The sequence below is a fragment of the Mesorhizobium sophorae genome (genome assembly GCF_002270415.1).
In the GTDB taxonomy this organism is placed as follows: domain Bacteria; phylum Pseudomonadota; class Alphaproteobacteria; order Rhizobiales; family Rhizobiaceae; genus Mesorhizobium; species Mesorhizobium sophorae.
The window spans coordinates 1-14,205 of the sequence record NZ_NNRI01000006.1; the positions used below are offsets into that span (position 1 = coordinate 1).

The 14,205-nt window shown below is 61.6% G+C and carries 14 protein-coding genes, 1 tRNA gene and 1 pseudogene; 12 read left to right on the forward strand and 4 right to left on the reverse strand.

What is annotated here, in order from left to right:
- Nucleotides 1-276: aminomethyltransferase beta-barrel domain-containing protein (locus tag CGZ66_RS03875; protein ID WP_342586845.1), on the forward strand; the 276-nt coding region annotated here is incomplete at its 5' end.
- Between the two features lie 65 nt (nucleotides 277-341).
- On the opposite strand, the gene CGZ66_RS03880 is transcribed toward CGZ66_RS03875, so the two are convergent.
- Nucleotides 342-1,307, reverse strand: coding sequence for a Gfo/Idh/MocA family protein (locus CGZ66_RS03880; RefSeq protein ID WP_095081773.1), 966 nt, complete (start codon nucleotides 1,305-1,307; stop codon nucleotides 342-344).
- 240 nt (nucleotides 1,308-1,547) lie between these two features.
- Here CGZ66_RS03880 and CGZ66_RS03885 point away from each other — a divergent pair.
- The 4 genes from CGZ66_RS03885 to CGZ66_RS03900 all read left to right on the forward strand — a co-directional run bounded on the left by CGZ66_RS03885 (nucleotide 1,548) and on the right by CGZ66_RS03900 (nucleotide 9,028).
- Nucleotides 1,548-1,624, forward strand: a tRNA-Met gene (locus CGZ66_RS03885).
- Nucleotides 1,625-2,208: 584 nt separating this feature from the next.
- Nucleotides 2,209-7,392 (forward strand): GAF domain-containing protein, encoded by a 5,184-nt coding sequence (locus CGZ66_RS03890; RefSeq protein ID WP_095081775.1) that lies wholly within the window; start codon nucleotides 2,209-2,211, stop codon nucleotides 7,390-7,392.
- On the forward strand, nucleotides 7,389-7,778 hold the full coding sequence (locus CGZ66_RS03895; protein ID WP_095081778.1) for a response regulator: 390 nt from the start codon (nucleotides 7,389-7,391) through the stop codon (nucleotides 7,776-7,778). The genes CGZ66_RS03890 and CGZ66_RS03895 overlap by 4 nt, the downstream gene beginning before the upstream one ends.
- The gene (locus CGZ66_RS03900) at nucleotides 7,775-9,028 is read left to right on the forward strand and encodes an adenylate/guanylate cyclase domain-containing protein (RefSeq protein WP_095081782.1); all 1,254 of its coding nucleotides are present in this window, start codon (nucleotides 7,775-7,777) and stop codon (nucleotides 9,026-9,028) included. The genes CGZ66_RS03895 and CGZ66_RS03900 overlap by 4 nt, the downstream gene beginning before the upstream one ends.
- 176 nt (nucleotides 9,029-9,204) lie before the next feature.
- Here CGZ66_RS03900 and CGZ66_RS03905 read toward each other — a convergent pair.
- Nucleotides 9,205-9,453: pseudogene (locus tag CGZ66_RS03905) on the reverse strand (transposase); the annotation flags it as partial.
- A 576-nt stretch (nucleotides 9,454-10,029) separates the two neighbouring features.
- Here CGZ66_RS03905 and CGZ66_RS03910 point away from each other — a divergent pair.
- Both CGZ66_RS03910 and CGZ66_RS03915 read left to right on the forward strand, forming a co-directional pair.
- Nucleotides 10,030-10,737, forward strand: coding sequence for a winged helix-turn-helix transcriptional regulator (locus CGZ66_RS03910; RefSeq protein WP_095081784.1), 708 nt, complete (start codon nucleotides 10,030-10,032; stop codon nucleotides 10,735-10,737).
- Between the two features lie 85 nt (nucleotides 10,738-10,822).
- The gene (locus tag CGZ66_RS03915; protein WP_095081786.1) at nucleotides 10,823-11,164 is read left to right on the forward strand and encodes a YdhR family protein; all 342 of its coding nucleotides are present in this window, start codon (nucleotides 10,823-10,825) and stop codon (nucleotides 11,162-11,164) included.
- Here the strand turns inward: CGZ66_RS03915 and CGZ66_RS41665 are convergent.
- Both CGZ66_RS41665 and CGZ66_RS03925 read right to left on the reverse strand, forming a co-directional pair.
- On the reverse strand, nucleotides 11,161-11,418 hold the full coding sequence (locus CGZ66_RS41665) for a DUF6894 family protein (protein WP_095081789.1): 258 nt from the start codon (nucleotides 11,416-11,418) through the stop codon (nucleotides 11,161-11,163). The two genes, CGZ66_RS03915 and CGZ66_RS41665, sit on opposite strands and share 4 nt — an antisense overlap.
- Nucleotides 11,419-11,492: 74 nt before the next feature.
- Nucleotides 11,493-11,615 (reverse strand): DUF1515 family protein, encoded by a 123-nt coding sequence (locus CGZ66_RS03925; protein ID WP_280952785.1) that lies wholly within the window; start codon nucleotides 11,613-11,615, stop codon nucleotides 11,493-11,495.
- Between the two features lie 305 nt (nucleotides 11,616-11,920).
- Between CGZ66_RS03925 and CGZ66_RS03930 the strand changes: the two genes are divergently transcribed.
- The 5 genes from CGZ66_RS03930 to CGZ66_RS03950 all read left to right on the forward strand — a co-directional run bounded on the left by CGZ66_RS03930 (nucleotide 11,921) and on the right by CGZ66_RS03950 (nucleotide 14,150).
- A complete protein-coding gene (locus CGZ66_RS03930; protein ID WP_095081791.1) occupies nucleotides 11,921-12,199 on the forward strand; it encodes a hypothetical protein in 279 nt (92 codons plus the stop codon).
- A gap of 107 nt (nucleotides 12,200-12,306) precedes the next feature.
- A complete protein-coding gene (locus CGZ66_RS03935) occupies nucleotides 12,307-12,666 on the forward strand; it encodes an ArsR/SmtB family transcription factor (protein WP_167391981.1) in 360 nt (119 codons plus the stop codon).
- Nucleotides 12,667-12,723: 57 nt separating this feature from the next.
- Nucleotides 12,724-13,203, forward strand: a complete 480-nt coding sequence (locus tag CGZ66_RS03940; protein ID WP_245331004.1) for an SRPBCC domain-containing protein — start codon at nucleotides 12,724-12,726, stop codon at nucleotides 13,201-13,203.
- A 129-nt stretch (nucleotides 13,204-13,332) separates the two neighbouring features.
- Complete coding sequence (locus CGZ66_RS03945) at nucleotides 13,333-13,692, forward strand: DoxX family protein (protein ID WP_245331005.1); 360 nt, start codon at nucleotides 13,333-13,335, stop codon at nucleotides 13,690-13,692.
- 53 nt (nucleotides 13,693-13,745) lie between these two features.
- Nucleotides 13,746-14,150, forward strand: coding sequence for a VOC family protein (locus tag CGZ66_RS03950; RefSeq protein WP_095081794.1), 405 nt, complete (start codon nucleotides 13,746-13,748; stop codon nucleotides 14,148-14,150).
- The last annotated feature ends 55 nt before the right edge of the window (nucleotides 14,151-14,205 follow it).

Genomic DNA, 14,205 nt, shown 5'->3' on the forward strand with positions numbered 1-14,205 from the left:
GTCCCCGCTGGTGGCCTGGAGCTGTTCGCCAAGGTCCGCTCGACCCGCCCGCCCCGCCCTGCCGTGCTGCATCACCGCGCTGGCGCCACATGGGTGGAACTGGTCGACGGCGAGTCCGGCATCGCGCCCGGACAGGCCTGTGTGCTCTATTCCGATGACGGCAACGAGGCGCGTGTGTTCGGCGGCGGCTTCATCGAGCGTTCGGAGCGTGGCGCCGAGGCCGAGGCCATGCTGACGCGGCTTTCCGCCAGGCCGGCGCAGATCCCCGCCGAGTAATCCAAAAGCCGCTCAGAGACTTTTTCGAAATTCGCGCCGGCGAGTGACAGAGGCCAAACAGTCTCTCAGGAATTGGGCGTGGTATGCGTGACCGTCCCCGCGGTCAGGATGCGCAGCACCCTGATCGCTTCCTCGCCGCTGGTGCGCGGCTCGGCCCGTGTCTCGATGCACTGGATGAAATGCTCCAGTTCACGCGTCAGCGGCATGCCTTGTGCAACCGCGACATAGGACGGCTCATTGGTGGTGAAGGCCCATTGGCCGCTGTCCTGCCACACAGCGTGGCGGTAGACGGCAAGCTTGCGTTCCCATGGTTCGACGTCGTCGAACACCGCCATCGCCTTGGTTCCGACCACGGTGAGCCGCCGCTCGCGATAGGGATTGAGCCGCGAAGTGAAAAGATGGCTGCGCAGGCCGTTGGGAAAGCGCATGTGCAGATGCGCGAAGTCGCTGAGATTGTCGAGCAGGGCAGCGCCCTCGCCGCGCACCTCGATCGGCTCGGTGCCGGTGATCGCCAGGATCATCGACAAATCGTGCGGCGCCAGGTCCCACAGCGCGTCGTTCTCGGTGTGGAACTTGCCAAGGCCGAGCCGATGCGAATGGATGTAGCGGACTTCGCCGAGTTCGCCCTTGTCGATCAGCCCCTTCAGCGTCTCGAAGGCGGGATGGAAACGCAAGACATGGCCGACCATGAAGACGCGGCCATTGTCCTTGGCCGCCTGCACCGCGCGCTCGGCGTCCGGCACCGTCAGCGCGATCGGCTTCTCCACCAGCACGTCCTTGCCGCTCTCGGAGGCGCGCACCGCGAGGTCGGCATGGAATTGCGGCGGCAACGCCATGACGATGGCGTCGATATCGTCACGGACGAACAGCTGGTCGGGCTCGATCGCCAGGCAATCCTGCTCGCTGGCGAAGCCTTCGGCGCGAGCCCGGTTGGCGTCGGACACCGCGTGCAACGCGCCGAGCGCCTTGAGGGTGCGGATGTGGTTGCTGCCCCAGTATCCGCAACCGAGGACTGCAATGCGCGGTTTCATCTGTTTCAACTCTTAAAACTCGTGGCCGAGACATAGCGACGTGCCCCTACGAACTCAACCCCGGCGGCAGCAACCAAATGTCTGCGCGGCAAAGCTTTTCGACAATGACAATAAGCCGGCGCGCCGGTTGCTTCGAAGCTTGACAGGCTCGCCCTCCCAACCTTATATCCGCGCGACCTTGGCGAACGCCCCCGACATGCCCTTTCGATTTAAGGCGGATTTCGGGCCTTTCGCCGCCCTGGCGGGGTAGCTCAGTTGGTTAGAGCACGGGAATCATAATCCTGGGGTCGGGGGTTCAAGTCCCTCTCCCGCTACCACCTTCAAAGTCCCAACAATTCTCTGCTCCGCTGGCAGGCTCTCTGAAGCCCAGCGTTTGCACGGTGTGTGGCCAAAAGCTGGGGAGTGCTGCAGCGCCCTGAGCGTGCAAATTGCTCTCTGAATGCCGATCATTCTCCGAAGCTGTGGAGTAGCTCCAAAAATCCCCAGGTTTTGACAACAGCAATATCAATGCCTTAGCGCCAGCCTTGCTGCGGGCAGTTTTGCGGTTCGCTCGCCTGTCAACGAGACTACAACCAGGCCATCACTCGCTAGGTCCGGCTTGCGCAACACGGACGTCGCCAAGCTACTACTCGGACCTCGTGTTTTGGGCCGCAAGCTGACCGACTGGTTTTAGGTCAAGGTGCGAAGAAGCGGACACTCCGCCTACGACCCCATCTCTCGGACGTATTCCCTATCTGCATTAGCTCCGAAAGCCGACGCTCAGGTGCATCACCAAAGCGGCCGCTCTGCGTGACGAACGGACGTTGCAGGTCACCAAACTTGACGCTGGGCTGGCCAGAGCCGACACTGAGCAGAGAAAAACAGGAGCACCTCTGTGGGAGGGCCAGACTCCGACTCAGAGATGACGATCAGCTCGCTCCGATCCGAGTTGACAGCGGCGCGCGAAGAAAATCAGGTACGCACCGCGGAGGTCGTCAATCTCCTTGAGCAGCAGAATGCGACGAGTGCGATCCTCAGGGTGATCGCCGCATCGCCGACCGACATCCAACCCGTCCTGCAGGTCGTGGCGGAGAGTGCTGCGCGCTTTTGCGACACCTACGACGCCGGCATTTTCCTGGCGCGAGACGGGACACTTTTCCCCAAAGCGCACTACGGCCCCATCGCCTTCGACTTCGAACCGATGCCGGTCGCACGCGATTGGGTCTGCGGTCGCGCCTTCGCCGACTGCAAGACTGTGCATGTCAACGACATAGCGGTAGCAGGTGCGGAGTTTCCTGTCAGCCAAACACTTGCCGAAAGGCTTGGCCACCGCACGATGCTCGCAACACCTCTCATGCGTGACACCGAGGCGATCGGCGCGCTCATCATCAGGCGCATCGAGGTCAAGCCGTTCAGCGAGAAGCAGATCAAGCTGCTCAAGATTTTCGCCGACCAAGCGGTCATCGCCATCGAGAACGTGCGACTGTTCGACGAGGTGCAGGCGCGTACACGCGACCTCGGCGAGGCGTTGGAGCAGCAGACCGCGACCGCCGATGTGCTCAAGGCAATCAGCCGGTCGGCCTTCGATCTCCAACCGGTACTGCAGACGCTGGTCGACTCGGCAATACGCCTGGCCGGGGCGGACATGGGCGCAATCACGTTGCGCGTTGGCGATACGTTGCGGTTCATGGCAGGCGGCGGGCAGGCTGCCGAGCTGCATGCATACGAACGAGCCAACCCACACGTCGTGGGACGAGGGACGTTCCAGGGCCGCGCCGCGCTGGAGGGATTGACGATCCACGTGGCGGACGCGCTTGAAGACCCGGAATACGAAAGGCCGGAAGCGGCAATCATGGGCAGTTTCCGCGCAGTACTTTCTGTTCCGCTGAAGCGGGGTCAGGAGACCATCGGCGTATTCGGCATGGCGCGGCGGGCGATCGGGCTATTTTCACCGCGTCAAGTCGAACTGGTCGAGAGCTTCGCCGACCAGGCGGTGATCGCCATCGAGAACGTCCGGCTGTTCGACGAGGTGCAGGCGCGCAACCGTGAGGTGACTGAAGCGCTGGAACAGCAGACGGCGACGGCCGAAGTGTTGAAGACGATCAGCAGTTCGGCGTTCGATCTCGATTCCGTGCTGCATACGCTTGTGAAGTCCGCGTCCGACCTCTGTCATTCCGGGATGGGCTACATCTATCTGCGCCAGGGCGACGTGTTGCAGCCGACGGTACAGATCGGATGGAGCCAAGAATTCCAGGACCACATGAACAACCTCCCGGTCACGCCAGGCCGGGGCAGCATCGCCGCCCGCGTTGCCCAGAGCGGGTCCGTGGAGCAGATTGCCGACGTTCTCGACGATCCGGAGTATACCAACATCGAAGGCCAGCGGCTCGGCGGCTTCCGCACCCTGCTGGGCGTTCCGCTGATGCGTGACGGCGCCGTGACCGGCGTGTTCGTCCTCGCCCGCTCGTCGGTCTCGCCGTTCAGTACGCGCGAAATCGAACTGGTGCAGACATTTTCGGATCAGGCGGTCATCGCGATCGAGAACGTGCGGCTGTTCGAAGAGGTCGGGTCGCGTGGCCGTGACCTGACCGACGCGCTAGAGAAGCAGACAGCGACCGGCGCAATATTGCAAGTGATTGCCGGGTCTCCTACGGACATTCAGCCTGTGCTGGACGCCGTCGCTGAAAGTGCCGCTCGGCTCTGCGACGCCTATGACGCAACGATCTATCTACTGCGCTCCGACAGGCTGGCTGTGGGAGCGCATCACGGACCGATTCCGATTGACGGTGCTGGCTTGCCGGTCGCGCGCGACATCGTTACCGGCCGCGCCGTATTGGATCGGGTGCCGGTCCACGTTCACGACTTGACCATCGCTGGAGAGGAGTTTGCAACTGGCCGAATGATGGCTCAACGCCTTGGTTTTCGCGCGATTCTCGCCACTCCACTGTTGCAGGAAGGAAAAGCAATCGGAGCGCTTATGATCCGGCGCATCGAGGCGCGGCCATTTAGCGACAGCCAAATTGGCCTTCTCAAAACTTTCGCCAACCAGGCCGTCATCGCGATCGGCAATGTGCGGCTCTTCGAAGAGGTGCAGGCTCGCACCGCCGAGCTTGGCGAAGCATTACTGCAGCAGACCGCGACCGCGGATGTGCTCAAGGTCATAAGCCGCTCCGCATTCGACCTGCAGAGCGTCCTGCAGACACTTATCGATTCTGCTGTGAGGCTCTGCGGTGCGAAAACGTCTGGCATCTTTATGCGGGACGGCGATGTCTTCCGGCTTGCGGCAGGCTACGACCAAACCCCGGAGTATCGCGCGTATGAAGAGGCGAATCCGAGTCCGATCAGCCGACAATCCTGGGTCGGCCGAACAGCACTCGACAAGGCAGTCGTCCACATTCCGGATGTTACCAAGGACACCGAACATGGCCTTCCCGAAGCTCCGCGACTCGGAGGTTATTCGGCTGTGCTCTGTGTACCGCTCATGCGCGAAGGATCGGTAATTGGCGTCTTCGCAATGACGCGACCCGAACCCGGGCCCTTCACCGATAGCCAGATCGAACTTGTCCAGACCTTTGCCGACCAGGCCGTAATTGCGATCGAGAACGTCCGCCTTTTCGAGGAGGTGCAGCAGCGGACACGGGAGGCCACAGAGGCGCTGGAGTACCAGACGGCGACCAGCGATGTGCTTAGCGTCATCAGCCGCTCGCCCACCGATGGGCAGCCAGTGTTTAATATGATCGCGCATAGCGCCGCCCGTCTATGCGAAGCGCAGTTCTGCTTTGTCTACAGATTTGACGGCGAGCTTCTGCATTTCGTCGCACATCACGGCATCACCGAAGAAAGCGTTGAGATCGTGCGCAACACCTTTCCCGTGGCACCTACTCGCGGCAGCGCTGCCGAACGGGCAATTCTATATCTTGACGTGGCGCAGATCCCGGACCTCACCTTGGATAGTGAATTCACGCATCGCGCCGCGGCGGCTTTTTCGGGCCTGCGCAGTGCTGTCGCCGTGCCGATGCTGCGTGACGGCCTGCCCATCGGTTGCATAGCAGTCGGGCGTGCTGAGACGGGCTTTCTTGCCGCTAAGCAAGTCGAACTTCTGAAGACCTTCGCCGACCAGGCCGTGATCGCCATCGAAAATGTCCGCCTGTTTGATGAGGTCAAGGCGCGGACCGCGGAGCTAAGCGAGTCGCTTCAGCAGCAGACAGCGACAGCAGACGTGCTCAAGGTCATCAGCCGGTCGGCCTTCGACCTGCAGAACGTCCTTGACACCCTGGCAGAGTCCGCCGCGCACCTCTGCGACGCGGACATTGCCGATTTCTATCGTCTGGTCGACGACGGATTTCAGTGGACCACGACCTTCAGCCGAGATCCGGAAGCGGCCCCTGCCCATACCAAGATCATGCGCCAGCCGGGGCGCGGATCGGTGTCGGGGCGCGTTCTGCTGGAACAGAAAACCGTTCACGTCCCGGATTTCGAAGCCGATCCCGAGTTCACCTTCACCGACGTGGCGCGGCAGCGCGGCGTTCGCTGCATCCTCGGCGTTCCGCTCCTGCGCGGCACGGAGCTGATGGGGTTGCTTCTGGTCATGCGCAAGGCGCCCGGGCCGTTCTCGCCAAAGCAGATCGAGCTGGTCGAGACTTTCGCCGATCAGGCTGTCATCGCCATCGAGAACGCGCGGTTGTTTGAGGAGGTGCAGACGCGCACAGCCGAGCTAAGCGAGTCGCTGCAGCAGCAGACGGCGACGGCCGATGTGCTGAAGGCGATCAGCCGCTCTACGTTCGACCTGCAGCCGGTTCTCGACACGCTGGTGGAATCAGCGGCCAAGCTGTGCGACGCGGACACGAGCGTCATCTTCAAGCGCGACGGCGATCTCTACCGGTGGTCGGCCGAGTACGGCAATTTGCCTGAAGCCGCGGTTTTCGCCAAAGCCAATCCCTTCGCGGCTAGTCGCGACAGCGTCACCGGACGGGTGGCCCTCGAAGCCCGCGCCGTCCACGTTTCGGACGTGCTCGCCGACCCGGACTACGGGGCAACGCAGCTTCAGAAGCTCGGCGGCTACCGTACCATTCTATGCGTTCCGATCTTGCGCGAAGGCGCGCCGGTAGGCGTGTTCGCACTGACGCGGTCACAGGTGCGGGACTTCACGCCGAGGCAGATCGAGCTCGTCGAGACGTTTGCCGACCAGTCCGGCATAGCGATCGAGAACGTCCGGCTGTTCGACGAGGTGCAGGCGCGTACCCGCGAATTGTCACGCTCGCTCGAAGATCTGAGGACCGCGCAGGACCGCCTCGTGCAAACGGAGAAGCTCGCCTCACTCGGCCAGTTGACCGCCGGTATCGCCCACGAGATCAAGAACCCGCTCAACTTCGTCAACAACTTCTCAGCGCTCTCCGGCGAACTCATCGATGATTTGAGCAGTGTGCTGGCCGGAGCGCCTTTGGAGGCATCCGTGCGCGATGAGGTCGCCGAACTGACAGGCGTGCTCAAGAGCAATCTCGACAAGGTGGTCCAGCACGGCAAGCGGGCCGATTCCATCGTCAGGAACATGCTGCTGCATTCGCGCGCGGGTTCTGGAGAGCATCGTCCGATCGACATCAATGCCGTCGTGGAGGAGAGCCTGAACCTTGCCTATCACGGGGCGCGCGCCGAAAAGCCGGGATTCAACGTCACGCTGACGCGGAATTTCGACCCGCAGGCGGGGGATGTCGATCTCTACCCGCAGGAGATCACGCGGGTGCTTCTCAACCTCATCTCCAACGGCTTTTATGCAACGGCCAAGCGCAGCGCCGCAGCGAATGGCGCGGGTTATGAGCCGACGCTCTCCGCCACCACCAGGAGTCTCGGCGACCGTGTCGAAATCAGGATCCGCGACAACGGCACCGGCATTCCGCCGGAGGTGAAGGAGAAGATGTTCAATCCATTCTTCACGACCAAGCCAGCCGGCGAGGGCACCGGGCTCGGCCTGTCGCTCAGCCACGACATCGTCGTCAAACAGCATGCCGGCACGATCGACGTCGACAGCCAGCCAGGCGAGTTCACCGAGTTCCGGATTGTGCTGCCGCGCGCTGCGGCCTCGCTCGCAAAATCGGGAGGTGAAGCATGAGCCTCCTCATCCTGGTCGTCGACGACGAACCCGACGTCGAGCCGCTGTTTCGCCAGCAGTTCCGCCGCGACATCCGAGCCAGCCGCTTCACCATGGAGTTCGCGCAATCGGCGGTCGATGCGTTGGAGCAGATCGACCACGCCGAAGGGGTGACACTGATCCTAGTGCTGTCCGACATCAACATGCCCGGCATGAGCGGGCTCGAGCTGCTGCCGAAGATCAAGGTGCTGCGGCCCGACGTCCCGGTCATCATGATCACCGCCTATGGCGACGCCGAAACCAAGAGCAAGGCGCTGGAGAACGGTGCCGAAGCGCTGCTGACCAAGCCGATCGACTTTTCGGCGCTCAGGCAACAGATCGAAACCCGGCTGGGAATGGTGGCGTGACGGCGCGCATCCTCGTGGTCGACGACGAGCCCGATCTTGAGGTCTTGATCGTCCAGAAGTTCCGGCGTCAGATCCGCGACGGCGCGGTCATTTTCCTGTTTGCCAACGATGGTGTGGACGCCCTGTCCGTCATCGACGGCAACAGCGACATCGACATGGTGCTGTGCGACATCAACATGCCCCGTATGGACGGCCTGTCGCTGCTGGAGAAGCTGCAGCAGGCCGAGGGCCAGCAGCTTTCGACGGTCATCGTCTCCGCTTACGGTGACATGGCCAACATCCGCACTGCGATGAACCGAGGCGCCTTCGACTTCATCACTAAGCCGATCGACTTTGCCGACCTGGAGACCACGATCGCCAAGACCTTGAAGCATCGCGAGGTGCTGCACGAGGCGCATCGGCGGCAAGCGGTCGCGGAGCGCGCGCATGCATCGCTGTCGCGCTACTTCTCGCCCAATCTGGCCGAGCGGCTGGCCGGCGACGCCGACGGGTTGGCGCTAGCCGGGCAGTGGCGCGAGGTCGCCTCGCTGTTCACCGACATTACCAGCTTCACAACGCTGGTGGAAACGATCGACCCTGCCACGCTTGGCGCGCTCCTCAACGACTATTTGGCTGGCATGACCGACGTCGTGTTCGCGCATGAAGGCACCGTCGCCAAGATCGTCGGCGATGCGCTGCATGTGCTGTTTGGCGCTCCTGGCGAGCAGCAGGACCATGCGGCGCGCGCGGTTGCCTGCGCGTTCGAGCTCGACGCGCTGTCGCAATCGTTCCGCGATAGCTGGCGCGACAAGGGCGTCGCGGTCGGTACGACCCGCATCGGCGTCCATGCGGGTCCGGCGCTGGTCGGAAATTTCGGCGGAGGCCGCTTCTTCGACTATACGGCCTATGGCGACACCATCAATATCGCGGCGCGGCTGGAAAGCGCCAACAAGCAGCTGGGCACGCGTATCTGCGTCAGCGGGAGCGCGGCTGCAAGGGTCGACGGCTTCCGCGGACGGCCGGTCGGCGATCTGATGCTGCGCGGCAGGGCCGAGGCGCTGCGCGCGTTCGAGCCTTTGTCGTCAAAGCAGTATGATGATCCTTCGACGGCGAGCTATCTCGAAGCCTTCGGCAGATTGGAGGCCGGCGATGCAAACGCGCTTACGGCTTTCGCCGCGCAGATCGGCAAATGTCCAGACGACCAGCTCGCCAGCTTCCATCTCAAGCGGCTGCTCAACGGCGCCAAGGGAACGCGGATCAGCCTCGACTGATCTTTGCGCCTGTCGCTACCGCGACCGTCAGACAAAAAGCACTTCGGCGGACAGAGCGCGGACATCGGCGGCCAGGATCGCGGCAAGGCGGCGTTGGGCGCGAATTTCGGCCATGAGGGGTGAGTACCTTCAGGAAGCCTAAATTTAGGTGCTCTGGCCGCGAGTCTATTCGGCCCTTCGCCGGCAAGGCCGGCGAAGATACGGTCGAACACGCCCATCCTGCTCCAACGGATGAAGCGGTTGTAAAGCGTCTTGGGCGGGCCATAGCCCGTTGGCGCATCCTTCCACTGCAGGCCGTTCCTGATCACGTAGACGATCCCGCTCACCACCCGTCGGTCATCGACCCGTGGAACGCCATGCGACAGCGGAAAATGCGGCGATATCCGCGCCATCTGGCGCTCGCTCAGCAGAAACAAATCACCCATCACGGCCTCCTTCTCGGAAACCGTGAATCACATCTCAATCCAAATTAATAGGTCCTGAGCCTAGACATGTGTGATCATTCCAGCAATCGTCTGCGTCGGGTCAAACTTTCGCGTTCGCCTGATGTCGTGGATGCGCCGGAATCGGTCGAGAGATGAAGGGCCTGTCGCGCGACTTGATGAACCCGAAAACTGACGTTCGCGGACAGCGCAGTGCCAAAAGGGACCTTGCATCAAATGGCAAGCTCCAGGTGGTGTCCGCGCTTGGTCGAAGAGAAACTCGGCAAGGCGGCCGAACCGCGGAGCAGTTGAAGGCCGCCTGAGCCCTGCGATCCCCATAGGGGCGTTTTCGGGCAGGCTAAGGCCGAAGGTCCACCGGTCCGGGCGGTCCGGGCGAAATCGCCCAGCCGCGGAACCCGGATATAGTCTTTCTGGAGAGTCATGCTGACGACAAAGGAACCGTCGGCGTGCTTTATGGGGGCAGAAACGCCAGGGCAGCTTCGGAAGCGTTCCGCTTCAGATTGTGAACTGGCCTTAGTCCTCCGCAAGGCCTAACTTGCGGCAAAGGAGCGCTCAGCCATGACGCGACGGCCTTACGGACTGGTCTGCCCGATCTCGCGCGCCTGCGAGTTCCTGGAGCCACGCTGGACGATTCAAATCCTGGCCGAGCTCTGGAACGGCTCGACCCGCTTCAATGACATTCGCAAGGGAGTAGGCAACATCTCGTCCGCCCTCTTGTCGAGGCGGCTCAAGGAGATGGAAGCGTTGGGCCTGGTCGAGCGCGTCGAGGACAAGGCGTCGGGCACCATCGCCTATTTCCGCACCGAGAAGTCGATCAAGCTCGAGCCGGCGATGAACGCGCTGGCGGAATGGGCGCAATGCAACATCGAGGCGGAGATCGCGCTCGCCGACGTGGATGTTTCGACCCTCATGTGGCTCGTGCGGCGAAAGATCGACCTCGCTGAGCTGCCGCGGCGGCGCGCCGTCATCCGGTTCCATTTCCGCGACGATCCCCCACCGAAGTGCCTCCATTATTGGTTTGTGGTCGAGCCAGGCGCGGACTTGCCCGAGCTATGCTCGCTCGACCCCCACCGGGACGTCGACCTCTACGTCGAGACCGGCGTTGTTCCGCTGGGGGCCATTCTGGAGGGCCGCTCCAGCATCGAGCGTGAGAAAGAAAAGGGCGGCCTTTTCCTGAGCGGCGACCCCGGCCTTGCCCGCAGCATGGACCGTTGGCTGCGAACCTCGGTCTATGCGGCGCTCGAAGGTATCGTCCCGCTTTCTTGAAAACCATACTGAGGTTGCAGCCTCACGCGCGGAGGGTCGCTCGTAGCCGTGCAACGCCTATTACCGAGAACAAGGGAGGAAAGACATGTCGGGTAAAATTCTGCAAATCAACTACAAGCTCAACGGGCCGAGGGCCGAGTATGAGAAAGACAACCTGCCCTATGCTCAACCCATCGCGGACATACCTGGCCTGCGCTGGAAGGTCTGGATTATAAACGAGGCCCAAAGCGAAGCCGGCGGGATTTACCTGTTCGACGATGACGCCGCCGCGCAGTCCTTCGTTGATGGGCCAGTTGTTTCGGAGATGAAAGGTGACCCGACGTTGAGCATCAAGGCGTTTGACGTGATCGCTGAACTCACGACCATCACCCGTGGCCCGGTGAAGTATATAGACTCACTGAACGCGATTCAAAGCGTGGTCGCCTAGATCTTAATTCCAGGCATTTTAGCAAAATTGAATATTCCAATGAACGGCCTGTGATTTGCCCGCCGGGAGTTGGGCCGACGCCGTTCCAAGCTCTCCACCTTATGGTGGTCGCCGTCCGGCAGCGCGTCTCTCGTTATATCTGCCAGTGATCTGATCGCTTCATATCTTACCGCCGCAACGTCTTGGCATTCTGTCCCCTGGTCATCAGGAAAAACCATCCCGTTGTCGTCAAGGTCGAAATAAAAGAGCGCCATGGGTGTTGAATTGGCAGGCCGCGATTTTGTTCCAACGCTGACGGCTTTTGTCCGATTCCGAACCGTCGGCGCGATCACCCGCCCCGCAGCGCGGACCAGATGTCATGCCAATATGCTGTGACAAGCGAGGCCAGCGCCGCAGCGGCCATACCGGTGACGCCTAAGGCGCCTAGGCCCATGAGCTTCCAGCGTGTCACCTATTGGCAGCTGTCGGAGGCTCTCGGTCCCCATAGTCCAAGATAGAGGCTATCCTCCTCAATTTGGACATTGCTTCATCGATAGTTCGCCAGGATGGCTCTCCCTGATGTAGCGAATCCCTGGCGCTCGCCAGATCAGTTCTGACGATCTGCATTATTTCGCGGGCGACTTCTTTCTTGTCCATGATGCCACTCCTGCGAGACCACGATGGTGGTCTTGGGCACCATCATGCCACGACCGCCGACCGGGCGGCAACGGAACGATCCACCCTGTGCCGGGTTACACCCACCAAAGGTGAACCATCATGCTTAAGCTGTTGATCCGCCTCGGCGCGATCTATGCGGCGTTTCAAATCGGCAGGGAATACGGCCGCGCCGAGACGGAGGTCATGCTGTTGCCGCCCGTCGACTATGAGAGACGCCCATCGGGCAAGGAACGAGGCGGAGTTTGGGGAGCCGACCTAAGTGCGGTTCCGACTAGGTCGACCGTCAGCAACCTACCTGAGGCCCGTTTCGTTGCCAATCAACGGAATGATTTTTGGGGATCTATCGGGTTCGCGCTCGGTGCTTGTTCGCGCTTCTGACGCCTGACTTCAGGAGACCGTGCCGTTCCTGCCAGATGATTCTTTCGGTTGGGCTTGCACGTCGAAAATACCCGCGCTATGTATTCAACCGATAGGTTGTCAACCGAATGGTTAATTACGTGCCGTCAGATCGTCTCAGCTCGACCCTGTTCGCTCTCTCCGATCCTACGCGGCGTGGAATCCTTGCGCGCTTGGCGACCGGCGACGCCACTGTGACTGAATTGGCCGAGCCGTATGAAATGAGCCTTGCGGCCGTTTCCAAGCACCTAAAGGTGCTCGAAACTGCGGGCCTAGTTTCGCGCGGCCGAGAGGCGCAGTGGCGTCCCTGTCACCTTGAGGCCGCTCCTCTCCGAGATGTCTTCGAGTGGCTCGAAAGCTATCAGCGCTTCTGGGACAGAAGCCTCGATACCCTGGCCCAATATCTGAAGGTTATGCAGCGCCAGGACCCCGATAGCAAAGATGGCTGAGCTCTTGCGAGCCGCGAGCCGACCCCTTCGACCCCAAATAAAAAAAGGAAGATCTCAGTGACATCAACAATTGACGCCAGTTCGCTAGACGAGCCCGTAATTATCATCACGCGAATGCTCGACGCGCCACGTGAACTTATCTGGAAGGCCATTACAGATCCAAAGCATGTCGCGCAGTGGTACGGCGGGCACGGCTTCTCGAGCCCTCTCTGCGAGATGGATGTAAGACCCGGCGGCGCCTGGCTCCACATTATGCAAGCCCCCAACGGCGCACAGTTCACGATCAACTGCGTCTTTCTAGAAGTCGTCGAGCCAGAGCGGCTCGTCTGGAAAACCATCAAAGACGAGAAGCGAAATCCTGCTCCACCGACTGCCGTCAATACGGTCACCCTCGAGACACACGGACTTCAGACGAAATGGATGCTCGTCGCACGCTTCGATTCGTTCGAGGACCGGGACATCACAGCCGGGATGGGTTTCGGCCACATGATCAGCCAGGGCGCGGAGCGCATGGCGGAATACCTCAAGACTCTTTGAGGCAGCGAATGTCGGCGGCGACCATGGCCGCCGGAACGCCTCTCACCAAACAAGCTAGGAGACAATTGTATGCCAACCGACTTTCAAACGCCTTCGAGCTCGAAGGCCATGTTGTGGACTGGGCGAGCAATGAGCGGCCTCGTGCTGCTGTTCCTGGTCATGGACGGCACCACGAAGCTGATGATGATCCAGCCCGTAGTCGATGCGACGGCGCAGATCGGCTATCCACTGGACCTGGTGCGCCCCATCGGAATCATCGGTCTCGTTTGCGCCGTCCTTTATGCCGTTCCGCGCACGGCCCTCCTCGGCGCGATCCTCACCACCGGCCTGCTCGGCGGCGCCATCGCCAGCAAGATGCGCCTAGAGGAACCACTCTTCAGCCAGGTTCTCTTCGGGGCCTATGTCGGCGTCCTGGCCTGGGGCGGCCTCTACCTGCGCGACGGCCGGCTGCGCGCCCTCTTCACCCTGCGCCGCGCAACGACGACCTGATCGCGACGCCCATTCCCACAGACCGAACTGCAACCCCGCCTAAGGAGCGAGACATGCAACCCTATCTGTTTTTCAAAGGCGAATGCGAGGACGCGTTCAAGCTTTACGCCACCTGCCTCGGCGGCAAGATCGAGGCCATGCTTTCTTATGAGGGCACCCCGGCCGCGGACCATGTGCCGGCAGAATTGCGCAGCAAGATCATCAATGCTCGTCTGGCGGTGGGAAATACGGTCTTGTTGGGAACTGACGTTTCGCCGGACCGCTATCATGAGCCTCAAGGCTTCTCGGTAGCGCTCCCCGTCGACAGCCCGACCGAGGCCGAGCGCGTATTTCAAGCCTTGGCGGAAGGCGGGACGGTGCGCATCCCGCTCGAGCAGAACTTCTTCGCCGTCCGCTATGGCACGCTCGTCGATCGCTTCGGTATCCCGTGGATGATCGTTTGCCAGCAGCCGGCCTGATCTTTCTGCCGGACCCTTGGCATGCCATCCGGCCATCGCTTGACCCAAAATTGGA

Excerpts from the sequence above, each read along its gene's own strand:
- CGZ66_RS03950 (WP_095081794.1), top strand. The coding sequence starts at position 13,746 with ATGCAACCCTATCTGTTTTTCAAAGGCGAATGCGAGGACGCGTTCAAG.
- CGZ66_RS03935 (WP_167391981.1), top strand. The coding sequence starts at position 12,307 with ATGGTTAATTACGTGCCGTCAGATCGTCTCAGCTCGACCCTGTTCGCT.
- CGZ66_RS03910 (WP_095081784.1), top strand. The coding sequence starts at position 10,030 with ATGACGCGACGGCCTTACGGACTGGTCTGCCCGATCTCGCGCGCCTGC.
- CGZ66_RS03880 (WP_095081773.1), bottom strand. The coding sequence starts at position 1,307 with ATGAAACCGCGCATTGCAGTCCTCGGTTGCGGATACTGGGGCAGCAAC.
- CGZ66_RS03930 (WP_095081791.1), top strand. The coding sequence starts at position 11,921 with ATGCTTAAGCTGTTGATCCGCCTCGGCGCGATCTATGCGGCGTTTCAA.
- CGZ66_RS03945 (WP_245331005.1), top strand. The coding sequence starts at position 13,333 with ATGAGCGGCCTCGTGCTGCTGTTCCTGGTCATGGACGGCACCACGAAG.
- CGZ66_RS03895 (WP_095081778.1), top strand. The coding sequence starts at position 7,389 with ATGAGCCTCCTCATCCTGGTCGTCGACGACGAACCCGACGTCGAGCCG.
- CGZ66_RS03915 (WP_095081786.1), top strand. The coding sequence starts at position 10,823 with ATGTCGGGTAAAATTCTGCAAATCAACTACAAGCTCAACGGGCCGAGG.
- CGZ66_RS03890 (WP_095081775.1), top strand. The coding sequence starts at position 2,209 with ATGACGATCAGCTCGCTCCGATCCGAGTTGACAGCGGCGCGCGAAGAA.
- CGZ66_RS41665 (WP_095081789.1), bottom strand. The coding sequence starts at position 11,418 with ATGGCGCTCTTTTATTTCGACCTTGACGACAACGGGATGGTTTTTCCT.